Raw genomic sequence first — 17,355 nt, 5'->3', positions numbered from 1 at the left:
ATAGCCCAGGCTGGATTCAATACAGGGCTTACCGAGCCACCGCGTTGATTCGCTGCCCCGCCTACTCCCCTTTCGGGGGCAGGGAAAGGGGCGCGTGGCGCTGGATGGGGCGGGATCCCGATGCGCCGGGGCAGATCGAGTTGATGATCACGTTGCGGGGCAACCGAATCCCCGCCCCGCCCCGCTCGCCCAAGGGAGAGGGGCTGGCTCGCCTCTCCGGGGCCGGCTGAGGGTGCGGCCAAGACTCGACGCTGTCGGGCGACATCAACGGCCGCATCGCTGGGCGACCCTAGCCTTCCTCATCCCTCGTGCGCGCAGCTGATCTAGCCCGCGTCGACCGGCTCAGCCCACGGTCTCGCCGAATGCCTTGGCCAGATTGCGGTATGCCTTCTTCTGCGCGTCGTCGGTCGGGGCCGGGGCGAGGATTTCCAGTTCCACGATCTGGTCGCCCGGGGTGGTGCCCGGCAGGCCGCGGCCGCGCAGGCGCAGCTTGCGCCCGGCATCGGAGTCGGCCGGCACCTTCAATTCGACCGAGCCGCCCAAGGTGGGCACGCTGATGGTGGTGCCCAGCGCCGCCTGCCAGGGCATGACCTGCAAGGTGTACAGGATGTTGCGCCCGTCCACTTCGAAATGCGGATGCGCCGCGTATTCGATCTCCAGCAACAGGTTGCCGCCGCCGTTGCCCTGCCCGCTCAGGCGGATTACCTGGCCGGGCTGCACGCCCTTGGGCACCCGCACGTCCAGTTGCTTGCCATTGATGGTGATGCGCACGCTGTCGCCCGAATGCACCGCTTCCAACGGCACCGCAAGCTTGGCGCGGGTGTCGCCGCGCGCCTGCGGGCCGGCACCTGCACCGGGCCCGGCGCCCGGGCCGCGCGGACGGCCACCGCGCTGGCCGGCGAACAGGCTTTCGAAGAAATCGCTGAAGCCGCCACCGGCACCGCCGTTGCCGAACACCTCTTCGAAATCGAAGCCCTGCCCGCCACCGTAATTGGGCGGGGCCTGGAACTCGTCGCCCGGCCGGAATCCCTGCGCCTTCAACTGGTCGTAGGCCTTGCGCTTGGCCGGGTCGCGCAGCGCTTCGTAGGCTTCGTTGATCGCCTTGAACTTGTCTTCGGCGCCGGCTTCCTTGCTGACGTCGGGGTGATATTTGCGTGCGAGCCGGCGGTAGGCGGTCTTGATCTCCGCATCGCCTGCACTGGGCTCCACGCCGAGCGTTGCGTAGTAATCCTTGAATTCCATCTAATCACCTCTGGAAAAAAAACGGCCCGCAGCCGAGGCCACGAGCCAGTCCGAACGGCCAGCGCTGCGGCGGACAGCGCGAGTGCGGCGCGGCAGGCACGCAACCCTGCACCGTACGGACGTACGTGCCGGGTTGGCATACCAGCCGCGTCCACAAGCGGTCACGCCATGGAGCTGTTGGCCAATCTATTCGCAGCCGGGCGGGCAACCGCGCCTATTCTACGGCGCGACTGTCGCCGGAGAGCGAAGCTGCGGCCTCGCTCCAGGTCCAGCGTCGCGCGACGGCCAGTTCCGGCATGGCATGAGGTGCCATGCGAAACTGCCGGGCGCCTGGCCAGCCTGCACGCACAGTACAGGCCGGCCCAGCGGACACCGCGCGCCTGCACAGCGCGCCGCCGCGACGTTCCTTACGCTTACTGCACCGTGCTGCCGCTGGTGCTCTGACCGTTGCCCACCTGGATACGGCGCGGCGTGGCGGCCGGGCGCTTGGGAATGCGGATTTCCAGCACGCCGTTATGGCCCGCAGCCGTGATGCCATCGGCATCGGCGCTGTCTGGCAGCGCGAAGCGGCGATGGAAGCTGCCGTGACGGCGCTCAATGCGCGAAAAGCGCTCGGTTTCGGTGCTGGATTCGCTCTTGCGCTCGCCCTTGATCGACAGGATGCCCTTGTCCATCTGCACCTCGATCTGGCTCGGGTCGATGCCCGGCAAATCGGCGTACAGCACGAAGTGATTGGGCTCTTCCTTGATGTCAACGCGCGGCACCCACTGCGCGGTCACCACGGCCGATTCGTCGGTGTCGCCGTTCTGCTCGAAGAAGCGATCGAACACATGCTTGATCTCGTTCTGCAGCGCGTGGGTGGGAAATTGGGGATAACGAACGATGTTCATTGAAAGCCTCCAAACAGGTTGATGACGGGGCCGGCAACTGCGCGGTGCGCGGTTGCGCCGACCATGTGCGTCAGATAGGCGTGGCCGTACGGATTTCAAGCGCGTTGACGCGCTTTTCCCCTACCCCTTTCTAGAATCCGTTCAGCCAAAGGAGCTAGCCGCATGACCATCCACGTTGGTGACCGCATTCCCGAAGTCGTGCTCAAGCACCTGCGCGATGGCATCGAGGCCATCGACACCCACAGCCTGTTCGCAGGCCGCAAGGTGCTGCTGTTTGCGGTACCGGGGGCCTTTACCCCCACCTGTTCGGCCAAGCACCTGCCGGGCTACGTGGAACACTTCGAGCAATTCCGCAAGCGCGGTATCGAGGTGTTGTGCACCGCGGTCAACGACCCGTTCGTGATGCAGGCCTGGGGACGCAGCCAGCTGATTCCCGACGGCCTGCACCTGTTACCCGACGGCAACGCCGAACTGGCGCGCGCCCTGGGCCTTGAAATCGACGCCAGCGGCTCGGGCATGGGCCTGCGCTCACGCCGCTACGCGCTGTATGCAGACGACGCCGTGGTCAAGGCGTTGTTTGTTGAAGAACCCGGCGAATTCAAAGTCTCTGCAGCCGATTACGTGCTGCAGCATCTGCCGGATTGAGACCCCTTTCTCCCATCACTCAGAAGGAAAACGGCCAGCCATGTCTGATCAGCCAGCCACCAAAACTCCCGCCGGTATCACCGACACTGCCACCTTGCGCGCCCGCGCGCGCCAGAGCATCGAAGACGGCGCCATCACCGAGAGCTACCACGCCGATCGCGAGAAGGTGATCGAATTGCTCAATACCGCGCTTGCCACCGAATACGTGTGCACCTTGCGCTACTACCGCCACTATTTCATGGCCAAGGGCATGCTTGCCGACGCAGTGAAGGGCGAGTTCCTGGAGCATGCGCAACAGGAGCAAGAGCACGCGCACAAGCTGGCCGAGCGCATCGTGCAGCTGGGCGGCGAACCGGATCTCAATCCGGACACCCTGACCAAGCGCTCGCATGCCGAATACAAGGAAGGCACCGACCTGCGCGACATGGTCAAGGAAAATCTCATCGCCGAACGCATCGCCATCGATAGCTACCGGGAGATGATCGACTTCATCGGCGACAAGGACACCACCACCAAGCGCATTCTCGAAAGCATCCTGGCCCAGGAAGAAGAGCATGCCGATGAATTTGCCGACATGCTGGAAGGCTGGATTGGCGAGTGAGTTGAGTTCTGCGATGTAGCGCTGCGTTGCGATGAAGATCGCAGCGAGTTGAATTGAAATCGATTCAATGATGAGACAGACAGGGCAGCGCCTAGAGCGCCCTGTCTGTCTTTTTTGTGCCGCCAGATTGCGCGTAAACGGTCGCGTCCCGAATGAGCAACGACCGCATGAGGCGGCCAGATCCCGACACGCCGCCGCCTTCGTCAACGCCTCTGTAGGAGCGCACAGCCGGTCTGCCGCCACGCACGGGGCGGTCGCACTTGGTTGGCAACCCGGTCAGCGCAACACGCGAAAGCGCAACTGCGTCCATGCGCCATCGCTGGCCATTGCGGTGAGCGTGTGCAACCCCACTTCTTCGAAATCGCGCTGAAACCCTTGTCTTCCGCTGGTTTGCGCAATCCAGCGGCCATCCAGCAGCCAATCGATTCGCGCCTCGCTGCCCAGCGCTCGTAACTGCAACCGCACCGGGCGCGCGGCGTCGTTGGCCCGCGCAAGCGTGGCGCGGTCGCTCAAGCCGTCGATGCGTAGCACCCCGCCACCGGTCATGCGCCCGTCCGGCACGCAATCGTCAGCCAAGGGCGGCAGTTGCGCGGCGGCGCGTTCGGATGTACTGAGCCAGGGCGAGACCAACGCTGGCCAACGCGCCACCGCGCGCGGTGCACGCGCATGCGGTTGGCTGCATTCCTGCGACAACCGCTGACCGCTGCGCGCATCGGCCTCGAAGCGCATCTGCCCGCTTTGCCAAAGGCGCGCATCGCGCTCGGCAAAGGTGGGTGGCACCGCACCGTCGAGTGCATATGCATCGGCACGACGTGCGCACAGAGGCGGTGGCGTTTGATCGGCAGCGCCGCCCAGCGGCCAGCAGATGTCGATTGCCTGCACCGAGGACGGCATCGGCAATGGCGCACTGTCGCCAGCGCTGCGGGGCAAGGCATCGATGACTTCGAACATCAACGGCAATGCGGTGACCGCACCGTATTGGCCCGGCAACGGGGTGCCGTCCGGCCGTCCTACCCAGACGCCGACGGTGTAACGCCGCGTTCCGCCAATGGCCCATGCATCGCGGTAGCCGTAACTGGTGCCGGTCTTCCACGCCACGCCGGGGCGTGCAGTGGTGTCGAACGTGCCGCTGCCGTATCCGGGCCGCGGATTGCTTTGCAAGATTTCGCGCACGATCCACGCCGCACCCGGCGACATCAGGCGCCGATCGATGCGCGCGTCATCCGGCGTATAGCGCACGCGTCCGGCAATGCCGCCGCGATTGAGCGCGGCGAACGCGCCCACCAACTCCTGCAACTGTGCGCCGGTGCCGCCCAGTATCAAGGCCAGCGACGGCGTGCTGCCGGAGGGAAAATGCAGCGCAATCCCGGCATTGGACAGTCGCGCAGCAAAGCGCGCCGGGCCGATGCGATCAAGCAGATCCACCGCCGGTACGTTCAACGACAGCCGCAACGCCGTGGCCGCGCTCACCGGGCCGTTGAACGCCGCATCGAAGTTGCCGGGCCGATAGTCGCCAAAGCTCTGCGGCGCATCCACCAGCAGGCTTTCGGAATGGATCAGGCCATCGTCCAGCGCCATGCCATACAGAAAGGGCTTGAGCGTAGAGCCGGGCGAGCGCCATGCCTGCACCATGTCGACATGACCCAGGCGCTTGCGGTCGCCAAAACTGGCCGAGCCCACATAGGCGCGCGCCTCCATGGTGGCGTTGTCCACCACCAGCAATGCCGCGGAAGTGCGCTCCGGCAGCTGCGAAAAATACGTGGACACGCGCTCTTCCAGCGTGCGCTGTAATTCCACATCCAGCGTGGTGACGATACGCGCCGCACGCGGCTGCGCACTGTGCAGGCGCTGCGCCAGCAAGGCCGCATGCAACGGTGGCTTGAGCGAGCGGGTGACCACCGGTTCGATGCGCGCATCGTCCACCTGCGCGCGCGACCACACGCCCAGCTCGACCATGCGATCGAGCACCTTGTCGCGCGCGCGCTGCGCGGCTTCGGGATGACGGTCCGGGCGCAACCGGCTGGGCGACTGCGGCAATACCGCCAGCAACGCGGCCTCGGCGTGCGACAAGGCCCTGGCCGGCTTGCCCAGATACGCCCAGCTGGCCGCCTCCACCCCTTCGATGGTGCCGCCATAGGGCGCACGCTCCAGATACAGCATCAGAATCTCGTGCTTGCTCAGGTGCGCTTCCAGCTGCAACGCGCGCAACAATTGCTTGGCCTTGCCCCACGGTGTGCGCGTATGCGGGTCCAGGATGCGCGCCACCTGCATGGTCAGTGTGGAGCCGCCGGACACGATGTGGCCCTGCCCGATCCACTGCCCACCGGCACGCAGCAGACCCCAGGGATTGACGCCAGGGTGACGCCAGAACCAGCGGTCTTCGTAGTTCAGAAGCGCCTGCAAATACAGCGGCGAGACGCTCTGCGGCGTGGCGGGATAGCGCCATACGCCATGACGGTCGGCGAATGCACGCAACGGCGTGCCGTCGCGCGCAACCACCAACGTGGAGGTGTCGCGGGACTTAGGCAACGGCAATGGAAAAGCCAGATCGAGCAACAGCATGACGCCCAGCAAGGCCGCCGCACTCAAGCGCAGCCACCGCAGCCAGCGACGTCGGTTGCGGGCCTGATGGTTCGGCGCTTGCGGGCGCGGCTGCGTGCGATCCATCCCTGTTGGTGCCTGCGGCTGTTCATCCATTGCGCAAAGCATGCAGGGCAAAACGCGTTTCGGCCACTCCTACGCGGCTCGGGCCTGGCGTATCGGCAGCGCGATCAGCCGCACAGCCAGCCGGACAAGCGACGGGCGCAAGGCCAGGCACAGCCCGTGAGCGACATGTGGACCCCTGCGCGCAACCGTCTGATCCCACCTGTGGCCACCGCATGCAGGTGGCTGCGATGATCAGCCGCTCACGCCGAAGGCGCGGCCGGCGCCCTTCGGCAGCAGCACGCATTGGCGGCAGCTGGTGGCGATGCCCACGTGCGCACTTCGGTAGACGTTATGTCTCGTCCGTCGATTTGTCTGGTGCACGGCGCGCCGTGCCAGACCTGGTTGCCGCCGCCTGTGACGGCGGCATAGTCACTTCCGCTCAGCGCTTTTCCAACGTGGCGCGGTAGCGCAACAAGGCTTCCGGTGCATCGGTCTGGATGATCGACACACCGTCGCGGTACATCCGGCCCCAGACCCTGCCAGGGTCGCGCTCGGCGTCCGCATCGCCGCCATAGCCGGCAATGAAACCTTCCCACAACGAATTGACCATCAGCCGCACGTTGTGCGCCTTGCTCACCGCTGCCAGGGCCGGCAATTGCGCGGCGGTCATCTTGGGCAACTCGAATGCCATCGGACGCGCATTGCGCGTCTGTGCCGTTGCAATGGCCGCAAGATCGGCATTGCCATGCGCGTTGATCAGGATCGGGAAGAAGTACACGGTGTTGAAGGGCGGCATCGCAGCCAGTGGCGCGGTGGAAATACCGGCTTCGGCCTTGACGATCACCTGATGCTGCATGCCGGCGCGTGCGACCGCGTCGATCACCTGCACGTAAATCGCGTCCTTGACATCCAGGTTGAGCAGGATGTGCCCCTTGGCCTTGGCCAGCATCTGCTCGAGCGTGACCACGCGCTGGTCGGTCAGCGGTGCCTGTGCACCGCCTTCGTCGCTGCGCAGGCGTAGCTTCTGCAGATCGGCCAGGGTCAACTCGGAGAGCTTGCCGGTGCCATCGGTGGTGCGGTCCACGGTGGCGTCATGCAGCATCACCAGGCTGCCGTCGGCGGCACGCCGCACATCGGTTTCCATCACATCGGCGCCGATGGCGATGCAGCGCTCCAACGCCGCCAGCGAATTTTCCGGTGCGGTCTCGGTGAAGCCATGCTGTGGCGCAGCGGCATGACATCCGCGGTGCGCCACCACCACGAGGCCGCCCAGCGGGTTGGTCAGGCGCGCCTGGATCGCGGCCACGCCTGTCGGTGCGGCACTTGCTGCAGTGGTCACGACTGTGCACAGCACGGCGGCGAGGACGGCAATGGGGCGTGATGTCATCGAACAACTCCAAGCAGATGTTTGCAAACGGTAGCGCGGAGGACCGGCGTTGCCGCGCGTCGCACACGCGGCTGAAATTAAGCGGGTGGACGGCAGGCATCGAATTCAGGATGGCAGGCTTCGCCACCTCTTGCCTGGCTGCCCTCACAACGTGGGCGTGAACCGCAGACCCACCCAATAGGTGGTGGGCACCGAGTAACTGTCCTTGAGCAGATTCTGCCCGGGGCCGGTCACGCTGGTGATGCGGCTGTGGGTGATGTTGCTGACCTGGCCGATCAGGCTCAACTGCTTGCTCACCGCATAGGTGGCGGTGAAATCCAGTTGCGAACGCGGCGACCAATACAGGTCCTGCCAGTCGATATTGCTGACGACCGAGCGCAGCGCCTTGCCTTGCCGGTTGTAGGCCGCGCGCAGTTCCAGCCCGCCGGTGTTGTAGAACAGCGTCGCGTTGGCGGTGTAATCGGGTTGACCGACCAGATTGTCGAGCGTGCGCTCGCGCTGGGTCAGGCTGCTGCCGCTGCCGACGCTGTAAGGCACGTCCAGGCTGCCATCGAGCAATGCGAGGTTTGCGCTGAAACCGACGCCGCTCAACCACGGCGCGACCGGCCCTAACGTGTTGACGATGCCGTTGAACTCCACACCACGGATGCGCGCCTTGGCGGCATTGGCCGGTGTGCTGATCAACGCATTCGCATACGTGGTGCCGTCGAAGGTGAAGCTATCGGTGCGCGAGAGCGTGAAGATCTCGTCCTGGATATGTTTGTCGAAGACGGCAGCGGACGCGAACGCATCGAAATCGCCGGGAAGGCGCCATTCCAGCGACAGGTCCAGGTTGTTGGACACGCGCGGCTTGATGTCGGGGTTGCCGATGGTGACGGTGACGCCCTGCGCATTCGGGTTGCCGGCGTCTGTCGTATTGACGAAGCCGATGGAGGTGCGCGCCGCATAGGCGTCGTACGGCGGGCGGCCCAACGTGCGGCTTGCACCGGCACGCAGATCCAGCGCATCGGTCAGGTGATAGGTCATCACCGCCGAAGGCAGCAGATAGTCGTAATCCGCACTGGTCGGGTTATCGACGTACTCGTAGTGATTGGTTGCCGCATCCAGCTGCCGCTGGCGGCCCACCGTGTCGAGCTTGGTGCTGTCGAAATGCACACCGGCCTGCGCGTTCAAGCGATCGCTGCGATAGCTGACCAAGCCATAGCTACCGAAGATTTTTTCGGTGTGCGTGAAATTATCCTGGTTGCTGAAGGCCTGCTGGTCGGTGCTGTTGAACGCGCTCAACGGCGTGGCCGCCAGCACGCGATTGGCCTTGTTCGGGTCGATGCTCAGCAGGTTCAAACCGGCATAGCGCATCGGCGCCCTGCCGGTGCCCACCACGTCGGCCAGGCCGAACGCCGGCGCCGTCGTATTGGGCTGATACTCGACCCGATAGATCTCATAGGACGGCTTGTCGGTGGTATACGACACGCCTGCCGCAAAACCGATGCCTTGATCGCTTTCGCCTTGGTTGAAACCGTAATCGAGCCGACCGGTGAGGATGCGGTCGGACGCGGTGCGTTTATAGTCCGGGCGCCAGTACGACAGGCTGTAATTGTCCAGGTCGTCATACGCCTGCGGCGACACGCCGAAGCGTTGATCCAGGCCGGAAGTGTCGTAATTGAACGCATAATTGGGCGTGGCATTGATGGTCACGCCACTGCCGGTCTGGCCCACCGGCACCGGTGCCGGACGCGTGATGCCGGTGGCGTACTTGATCATGCGAATCGGCTCGTCATAGGTCGCATCCGACCACGCGCCACGCGCGGAAAGCTGTTGGCGATCGGTGGGCCGCCAGATCGTTCCCAGCTGCGCCACCTTGGTACGCGTGGTGACGATCTGGTTCGAATAGCCCACCTCGATGTCGCCACCGGGATAACTGCCGGAGGTTGCGGTTTGATTGAAGACCTGGCCACGGTTGCGCGGGTCGATGATGACCTCGTTGCGCTCCATGTCGTCCTTGAAATAGTAGTAGCCGGCCATGGCGTAGGCTTCGAGCGCCGCACTGGGCCGCATCTCGAACTTGCCGGTGAGGCCATAACGGTCGCGCTGATCTTGCACGTACCAGTATTTATCCTGCTGCGGCACCGCCCAGCCATTGCCGAGATTCTCGCCGGTCTGCAACACACCGCCGTTGTCGTAGAACCCGTAGTGCACCGTGTCGGTGGTCATATGGGTTTCGGTGTAGCTGCTCAGCGTTTGATAGTTGGCAGACACGGTGAGACCGTACTGCTGCTCGCTACCGAAGGTGCGGCTGCCGGTGGCGTTGAGGCGATAGCCCGGATCGTCCTGATCGCGCGGCTTGCCCACATCGTTGGCGTGGCCTAGCGCCGCCTCGGCGCTGAAGAACGGCTTGCCGCCGTTTTCGAACGCGCTGCGGGTTTTCAGGTTGATCGCACCGCCGGTGGCGTTGGGGTCCAGGTCGGGTGTGAAGGTCTTGACCACCTGCAATTCGCTGACCATCGAGGCCGGCAACAGATCCAGGCGCACACCGCGGGTGATCGAACCGAGCGTGCCGTTCGGTGTACCGGGCGAGGCGATGGTGAGCCCGTCGATGGTGACGTTGTTGTATGACGGCCCCAGGCCACGCAATACCGGCGTGGCCGCTTCATCGCGCGGATGCTCGTTGTCGGTGGCAGGCAAGACGGACAAGCCCGGCACGCGCCGCAATGCCTCAACGATGGTGCTGTCGGGCAAGGCACGCACGTCGGTGGCGCTGATCACATCGGTGATATTGGTGGCCGCACGCTTGCTTTCCACCGCAGCCGCGTTGGCGCGGCGCACGCCGGTGACCTGCATGGCATCGAGGGTTTGTACGCCGGTTTTGGCGATGTCTGCGGCAGTTGCATCTCTGCTAGGTGCGTCGCTGTTGGGTGCCTCGCTCGGCGAGGCTGCGGTCGCGAGGCCAGAGAGTTTTTCAAAGGCTGACGCTGTCTCGACAGGTCGCTGGCTTTCGTTGGATGAAGCACCGGCTGGGCGCATCGATGACGCCAGGCGCGCGGAGTCGGATGAGGTAGCGACACTTTGAGCCTGCACGCCAGGCGAGCATGCTGCGATGGCCACAGCGAGAACGGACAGGTGCATACGGTACGGATCGAAGCGCTGCATGGAATCCCGTAAGTCGCGCATCAATCATGCTGCGCTGATGAGAAAGCACGCCACCGTAGAGCGTAAAAATGACCTTTGCGTGTCGCTACCATCGCACCGAAAAGACAAGGCGCAGCGATATCGCTGCACGCGAAGCAAGCACTCGCGGCTACCGGGAAACATCGCAAGCGCGCTGCAAAAGCCCCTCCACTTGCGGGAGAGGGGTTGGGGTGAGGGTACGGGCGAAGCCACTCATGCCATGCCAACGACACCAGGCTTCGCTCGTCCCCTCATCCGTCCCTGGCGGGGCCCCTTCTCCCGACGGAGAAGAGCGAACGCGTCGCCTTACGGCTGCACCACCGTCATCGTGGCTGGCGTGCTGCGCCCCACGCCACGCAGCTCCGGCCGGTACATGTCTTCCACCAGCGAGGGCGGCACCGTGTAGGTCCCCGGGGTGACGGCACGCACCAGGTAGTACACCTGCGCCTTGCTGCCCGAAGACAGCGCCAGCGCGGCCACATAGCGGTCGTCGCGGAACTCTTCGTGCTTGACGTCGGCGGCGCTGGACCGCTCGCTGATGCCGATGCCGTCCACCACCACGTCGGCCCACTGCTTGGCATCGCCGAGATTGAAATTCTCGATTTCCAAACCGGCCGGCAACAGGTCGGTGAGCAAGGCGTCGGGCATGCTGCTGTTGGCAGTGATGCTGACGCGCACGATCAACGCTTCGCCTTCCTTGAGTGGACGCGGGGTCCACGGCTTGCCGTCGGTGGTGTACCAGCTGCGCTCCACGCTGAGATTGCGCGTGTCCGGTTCCGGTGCGCTGCGCGGAATGCCGGCCACTTCCAGGCTGGCGTACATCGGCGCCTCGCCTTGTGGCGCGAACTGCACGCCGCGCGCCAGGGCGGCACTGTCGAAACTGCGCCCGAACACGCGTGCCGGTGCGATCTGCTGTACCTGGTCGCCCACCGTCAAGCTGCCGGACACCTGCTTGCCCTGCCCGGCCATCAACGCCTTGCCCAACCGCGCAAGCGCCACTTGCTCCTGCGTGCTCAGCCACAACCAACCGGTCGCGCGACGTGCATCCAACGCGCGGCCCAGGGCCCCCGCGCGGGTGTCGTACTCGGGCTTGGACAAACCGCGTTCGTGCAGCAACGCCATCATCAAGGCGTCGTCGCGGATCGCGCTGCCGTAATCGCCGAAGTACGGCGGACGCTCGCTGCTGTCCTTGGCAAACCCGGCCTTGATCGCCGCATCGCCACGCTTGGTATCGCCCTGCAGCGACAAGGCGATGCCCAGATGCACCAGCGACAGGCCCGTCAGCGCCTTGTCGCGCTGGTTGTCGTACAGCGCGCGCAGCGTGCCCAGCGGCGCGCGGTTGACGCGTGCCAGTACGTAGCCGGACCAGGCCTGATTGGCGAACTTCAAGTTGTCGCGACGGTCCTGCCCATAGAACTCGTTGCCACCGGACAACAGATCTTCGCTCAGGCGATTGAGCGCCTTCTGCAGCACCGTGTCGGGCACCGCGAAACCGGCGTCCTTGGCGTCGAGCAGGAATTCGGCAATGTATGGGGTCAGGCCCGGATTGACGTGGCCATCGTCGCCCCACATCGAAAAATGCCCGCTGGCGATCTGCATCGACGCCAGACGCCCGAACGCGCCTTCCATGCGCTCGCGGCGCTTGGCCGCCTCCAGCCCCTTGGTGCCGAGCGTTCTGGCGGTGGCATCGTCGAGCAGCAGCGCCGCATAGCCCTTGCTGGTGGTCTGCTCGGCGCAGCCGTACGGATACTCCAACGCGCCCTGCAGTGCGCTGGCGAACGGAATCGGCGGCAACGCGCTGACCACCATGCGCGCGGTCACCGAGCCGGCCATCAGGCCATCGGCAAAGCCGCTGTCCAGGGTGATCGGCGCCAGCGGGTCGAGCACGCGGGTCTGTGCCCGCAACAACTGTGGCCAGCCGGCGCGCACCGGCAACTCGTAGCTGCGGTCCGCCTTGAAGCCATTGCCATCCACGCGCACGCGCACCTTGGCCACGCTATAGCCTTCGGTGGCGCTCAGCGGGAAGCTCAGCGTCTGCTTGGCGTCCACGCCGAGCTTGACGCTGCGCGACGCCTCGCCGATGGCGAGCGGGCCAATGCCCTCCACACGCACGTTGAATTCCCCCGGCTTGCCGGTGAAATTCTGCACGTCCAGCGTCACCGTGCTGCGGTCGCCCGGTGCCATCACCCGCGGCATGCTGGCTTCGGCCAGGATCGGCGCACGCACGATGGTTTCCATATCGCGGTTGCCGTAACGGGTATCCGAGTACACCAACGCCGACACGCGCAAGCTGCCGTTGAAGTCCGGCACCGGCAGTTGCACGCGCGCATTGCCCTTTGCGTCGAGTTTTACCGAGCCGGAAAACAGGTCAACCGTCTGCACGCGCGCGGTCGGGCGCTTGGCCTGCGGCAAGGCTTCCAGCGCCATGTCGCCGCCGAACTTCAGCTTGCCGCTGGCGCCTTCGAAACTTTCGATCACCCGCCCATAGATGTCGTACGCATCGGTCCCCAGACGACGCTGCGCGAAGAACTGCGCGTTGGCATCGGGCACCGGGAAACGGGTGATGTTGAGGATGCCCACGTCCACTGCCGAAATGGTCACGTGCGCGGCCTTGCCTGCCAGTTCGGGCACGCTCACCGTCACCGGCAAGGGCTGCTCGGGGCGCATCTGCTTGGGCGCGGACAAGCCCACCGCCACCCGCCGCGCCTTGCGGTCCATCGGCACATAGGCCACGCCCACCGCGCGTGCCGGGGTGATCTTGCTGGGCGCACTGCCGCCGCGGAAGACCAGTGCGGTGACATACACATCGTGGCGCTCCCACGCCTCGGTCACCGGAATCTCGAAGCTGCTGCCGGGCTTGACGTCGATGTCCTGCACGTACAACAGCTTGTCGCTTTCCACCAGCAGCACGCCCTTGCCGGCATGCGGCGGGGTCAGCGTGACCTTGAGCGTGTCGCCGGCACGGTAGCCGGTCTTGTCCAGCGCCAGCTTGACCTTGTCCGGGCGCGCATCCAGGCCACGGTTTTCATCGTTCCAGCTCCAGCCGGCGCGGAACGGGTAACGCGTGGTCAGCCCGCTCGCCGGGTCGAATACGTCCAGGCGGTACTCGCCCCATTCCACCGGGAAATCGATCTTGGCATTGACGCTGCCCACATCGAGCGTGCGCGTGTCCTTGTTTTCGAAGCGACGGGTGAAGTCGTAATCCCAGTGGTTGTCGGTGTAGTTCCAGTGGTAATCGCGCAGCTCGCGCACCAGCGTGACCTTCAGGCCCTTGGCCGGCTGCGGCTTGCCATCGGCATCCACGCGGGTCACTTCGAAGCGCGCCGTCCCATTGGCATCGGCGCCGTCGGCGTCGTCGAACAACGGCCGCACGCCGACCAGGGCCTTGGCCGGCCACAGCACGCGCTTGAGGGTGCGGGTGACCGTGCGCCCGCCGGTTTCGTACACGCTGCCGGAGACGACCGCGGCAATCGTGCTGACCGGCTTGGCCTCGTCCGGCAATGCGATGTCTTCGCGCAGGATGCCGTCGCCGCCGAATTCGGTGTCGATCACGTCCCTGGCTTCGCGCGGCAGCTCCAGCGTGGGGTCGCCGAAGAACCAGCCGGGCAACGCTTCGAGCGGATGCTGCTCGACGCTCACTGCCAGCTTGGCGGTGAAACGGTTGCCAGCGGCCGGTGCGCCGTACAGATACGCGGCATTGGCCACCAGCTTGAACGGCTGGCCGGCGCTCAAGGTCTTTTGCGTGCTGTCCAGGTCCAGCTTCATGCGCTCGGGCAGGAACTCTTCCACACGCACGGTCATGCCCTGCACGGCGTCCTTGCTGGCCGGATCGGTGCGAAATTCCACCTGCCAACGGCCGGTCGGTGCATCGGCCGGAATCTGCTGGGCGAATTCGAAGTAGCCCTGCTCGCCCGGCAGCAGCTTGGTCTCGCGGAAGGTCTTGCCGTCCGGCTGCTTCAGGCGCAGGAACACCGGTTGCGGCTTGGTCGGCTTGCCGTCGTTGTCGCGCAGGATCGCCGAGACGCGCATGGTCTCGCCGGGGCGATACAGATCGCGACCGGCCCAGGCGAACACATCGAACCACGCGCCCTGGCGCCCGGCCACGGCGAACTCGCTCAGATCCAGTGCGGGCTGGTTGAACGGCAGCAGCGTAATGTCGGTCTTGCTGCGTGCGGTCAGCACATGGCCGGCGTCGAGCGTGTAGTTGAGCAGCGCATTGCCGTTACCGTCGGTCGCCCCTTTCAGGAACAACTCGCCCTTGACATCGAGGATGCGCAGCTCCACGTTCTTGACCGGCTCGCCGCTCTGCAACGAGGCGGTGTGGACGAACAACTTGTCCTTGTAGGCGCGCGTATGCAGGCCGATGTCGCTGACGGTAAAGAACGCGGTGTCGAATTCGTTCTCGAAACTGCCGGCGCGCTTCATCACCGCGAAATACAAACCCGGTTCCTGCAGCTCCTTGATGTCCTGCGTCGGCAGGTAGGTCAGCACACGCTCGTTCTGCTTGCCGCCAAGGATGAAGCGATTGACGTAGACCGGGTCGGCCAGCTTGGACAACGGCTGGTTGCCGCTGTATTCGCTCTCCAGATCCCAGCTGCCACGGCGCCCGCCACGCTGGAACTGCTGGAAGAACGCCGGCAGCGACTTCTCGCGCACGCGCAGGAACTCGACGTCCACTTCCGGCACGTTCACCGACACCACCGGCAGGCCACGGCTCTCGCGCGCCGGCAGCACGCTGCCCTGCGAAGCGAACCCGGCCACAGGCTTGAGTTCGCCGGTGTAGACCTTTTGCTTGAGTGGCTTGCCCAGGCGGCTGCCGTCGGCGGCCAGCAGGTTGGCGTCGACCAGGACGGTGTAGTCCTTGGCCGCTTCGACGTACGGGTAGCGCAGCGTCTTGCCGTCCTCGGACAGCGTCCAGCTACTGTCGCCCGTGCCGACCTTTTCTTCGAAGCGCACCAGCGCATCGAAATCCTGCGTGCCGACCAGTGGCCGCGAGAATTCCAGTGCCAGCGACAGGCCGTCGCTGGTCTGGTCGGGATAGGCACGCGCCAGCGCGAAACCGGTGATGGCCTGCTTTTCGGCCTTGATCGCCTCGCCACTGGCGGCGGGTAGCTGACCGCTTTCGTTGCGCTTGCACGCCACCGCGCCGATCGCCACGGCCAGCAACACCGCCCACAGCACAACCCGCCGCGTGCCCGACCGCATCATCCGTGATCCCTGGCTGTCCATTCGTGCTACTCGCAATGTGAGAACGCAAGTATAACGACGCTGCGCATCTGGCTGATGGCGCCGATGCGACGACGTGGCTGCTTGCCGATGGGCGGCAAGCGTGCGCTGCTGGCGAGCGATGCGATGGCAGACTGGCGGTGAGCGCAGTGGTCTGGTACTCGCGCTTGGAGCGACCGCCGAACCACGTCATGCCGCCTGGCGCAGGCAGCTGGACTGCGACTTGCCTGCAGGGCCTCGCTCGTTCTGTCATCGCGTCCATCGAATGCCAACAATCGATCCGCGGCAGCACGCGAGCCGAGTGACCCGCGTTCAGTTGGTCAGCAGCCAACTGTTTAGCGCGGTGCCCTCACCGCTTGCGGGACCGATGGCGGCATGGATGACGCCATCGATCCCCCACGGACAGGTTCACGGCGTGTCCCGTGATCGGTGAGGGCACCGCGCTGTCGACCAACCCGGCTTTTGGCTAGATCACAAAGAGCTGCAAAGAAGCACTCGCCGCGGGATCAGGCATGACTCTTTGTGTTCCTCATTCTCCGTGCAACTCCAACAACGCACGCATGTACATCTCGATCAGCGCCGGCTTGTCCACGTGCAAACAGGCCTGCACATTGGGCGCACCAGCCCCTTCGCGGGTATAGCCTTGCGCATCCACGTCCAGATGCAAGGGCGTGGTCGGGCACAGCGCCGGACGTAGCAACCAGGCCACCGGCACCACATCGAACAACGTGGGCGTGGCACTGGCCCAGGGCTGGTCGGTGTTGCGCCACTGGTAGTACAGCTGCGTGAGCGCATCGGTCAGCCCGTCGCCATGCGCAAACAGTGCAATGCGCTCGGGTTCTTCCAGGGTGATCTGCGTGGCATCCAGTGGCAACAGCACGATTGGCACACCAGATGAGAACACGCGCTGCGCTGCAGGCACATCGGCCAGGATGTTGTACTCCGGCGCCGGCGCACTGGCCGGACGATACGCAGACTTGCCATAGCCCATCCGCACCGATCCGCCCATCGCCACCACACGCTTGAGCTTGGCAAAGCCGGCCGGGTCACGTTGCTGCGCCAGCGCCGCATCGGTCATCGGCCCCAATACCAGCAAGGTGACCTCGCCCGGATGCTGGCGCACCTGCTGCAGGATCATCGCGGCCGCATCCGGCAGTGCCGCCGGCAACTGCCCCTTGGCCGCCCAGCGCGCCTGGCTAAAGGCGATAGTGCTGGTGGTACGCGCGCCCGCTGCCAGCGGAATCTCGCTGCGCCCGGCCTGCTGCAACAACCGCTGCAGCAACTGCGCACGCAACGCGGTGTCGCCCCATGCCGATGCGATGCCCAGCACCTGCAACTGCGGGCGACGCAGCAATAGCCCTAAGGCGAAGGCATCGTCGATATCGTCGCCAACGTCGGTAGAGACCACCACTTTCTCGGCCTGCACCGATGCCAGCGTGGATTGCACGGCCGCGGCCGACTGCTGCGCCCCCGCGGTTGTCGCCACGCACCACATCGCCATCGCTACCCACGCGCGTTGCCAGGTCCGCTGCATCTGCCCACTCCTGCTGCCA

The 17,355-nt window shown here is 65.2% G+C and carries 9 protein-coding genes; 2 read left to right on the top strand and 7 right to left on the bottom strand.

The window, feature by feature from the left end; genetic code table 11:
• Positions 1-342 precede the first annotated feature (342 nt).
• Positions 343-1,242 (bottom strand): DnaJ C-terminal domain-containing protein, encoded by a 900-nt coding sequence (locus tag ACCQ15_RS05640; protein WP_109292132.1) that lies wholly within the window; start codon positions 1,240-1,242, stop codon positions 343-345.
• A 413-nt stretch (positions 1,243-1,655) separates the two neighbouring features.
• Positions 1,656-2,132, bottom strand: a complete 477-nt coding sequence (locus ACCQ15_RS05635) for an Hsp20/alpha crystallin family protein (protein ID WP_008571577.1) — start codon at positions 2,130-2,132, stop codon at positions 1,656-1,658.
• Positions 2,133-2,294: 162 nt separating this feature from the next.
• On the opposite strand from ACCQ15_RS05635, the gene ACCQ15_RS05630 reads away from it, so the two are divergent.
• A complete protein-coding gene (locus tag ACCQ15_RS05630; protein WP_031421467.1) occupies positions 2,295-2,777 on the top strand; it encodes a peroxiredoxin in 483 nt (160 codons plus the stop codon).
• Between the two features lie 40 nt (positions 2,778-2,817).
• The gene (locus tag ACCQ15_RS05625; protein ID WP_008571580.1) at positions 2,818-3,378 is read left to right on the top strand and encodes a ferritin-like domain-containing protein; all 561 of its coding nucleotides are present in this window, start codon (positions 2,818-2,820) and stop codon (positions 3,376-3,378) included.
• A gap of 276 nt (positions 3,379-3,654) precedes the next feature.
• On the opposite strand, the gene pbpC is transcribed toward ACCQ15_RS05625, so the two are convergent.
• The 5 genes from pbpC to ACCQ15_RS05600 all read right to left on the bottom strand — a co-directional run bounded on the left by pbpC (position 3,655) and on the right by ACCQ15_RS05600 (position 17,336).
• The gene (pbpC, locus tag ACCQ15_RS05620) at positions 3,655-6,075 is read right to left on the bottom strand and encodes a penicillin-binding protein 1C (RefSeq protein ID WP_372381300.1); all 2,421 of its coding nucleotides are present in this window, start codon (positions 6,073-6,075) and stop codon (positions 3,655-3,657) included.
• Between the two features lie 388 nt (positions 6,076-6,463).
• Complete coding sequence (locus ACCQ15_RS05615) at positions 6,464-7,411, bottom strand: glycerophosphodiester phosphodiesterase family protein (protein WP_277572287.1); 948 nt, start codon at positions 7,409-7,411, stop codon at positions 6,464-6,466.
• 144 nt (positions 7,412-7,555) lie between these two features.
• On the bottom strand, positions 7,556-10,558 hold the full coding sequence (locus ACCQ15_RS05610) for a TonB-dependent receptor (protein ID WP_372381299.1): 3,003 nt from the start codon (positions 10,556-10,558) through the stop codon (positions 7,556-7,558).
• A 324-nt stretch (positions 10,559-10,882) separates the two neighbouring features.
• Complete coding sequence (locus ACCQ15_RS05605; protein ID WP_372381298.1) at positions 10,883-15,784, bottom strand: alpha-2-macroglobulin family protein; 4,902 nt, start codon at positions 15,782-15,784, stop codon at positions 10,883-10,885.
• Positions 15,785-16,331: 547 nt separating this feature from the next.
• Positions 16,332-17,336: a nucleoside hydrolase gene (locus ACCQ15_RS05600; protein WP_218532961.1), complete on the bottom strand. Its 1,005-nt coding sequence runs from the start codon at positions 17,334-17,336 to the stop codon at positions 16,332-16,334.
• Positions 17,337-17,355: the final 19 nt, after the last annotated feature.

The organism is Xanthomonas sp. NCPPB 1754 (genome assembly GCF_041475725.2).
Classification (GTDB): domain Bacteria; phylum Pseudomonadota; class Gammaproteobacteria; order Xanthomonadales; family Xanthomonadaceae; genus Xanthomonas; species Xanthomonas euvesicatoria.
Note: the sequence above shows the minus strand (reverse complement) of the source record. Positions and strands in the feature narration are given on the sequence as shown.

Coding starts and splice junctions, on each gene's coding strand:
- ACCQ15_RS05640 (WP_109292132.1), bottom strand. CDS start 1,242: ATGGAATTCAAGGATTACTACGCAACGCTCGGCGTGGAGCCCAGTGCA.
- ACCQ15_RS05635 (WP_008571577.1), bottom strand. CDS start 2,132: ATGAACATCGTTCGTTATCCCCAATTTCCCACCCACGCGCTGCAGAAC.
- ACCQ15_RS05630 (WP_031421467.1), top strand. CDS start 2,295: ATGACCATCCACGTTGGTGACCGCATTCCCGAAGTCGTGCTCAAGCAC.
- ACCQ15_RS05625 (WP_008571580.1), top strand. CDS start 2,818: ATGTCTGATCAGCCAGCCACCAAAACTCCCGCCGGTATCACCGACACT.
- pbpC (WP_372381300.1), bottom strand. CDS start 6,075: ATGGATGAACAGCCGCAGGCACCAACAGGGATGGATCGCACGCAGCCG.
- ACCQ15_RS05615 (WP_277572287.1), bottom strand. CDS start 7,411: ATGACATCACGCCCCATTGCCGTCCTCGCCGCCGTGCTGTGCACAGTC.
- ACCQ15_RS05610 (WP_372381299.1), bottom strand. CDS start 10,558: ATGCAGCGCTTCGATCCGTACCGTATGCACCTGTCCGTTCTCGCTGTG.
- ACCQ15_RS05605 (WP_372381298.1), bottom strand. CDS start 15,784: ATGATGCGGTCGGGCACGCGGCGGGTTGTGCTGTGGGCGGTGTTGCTG.
- ACCQ15_RS05600 (WP_218532961.1), bottom strand. CDS start 17,336: ATGCAGCGGACCTGGCAACGCGCGTGGGTAGCGATGGCGATGTGGTGC.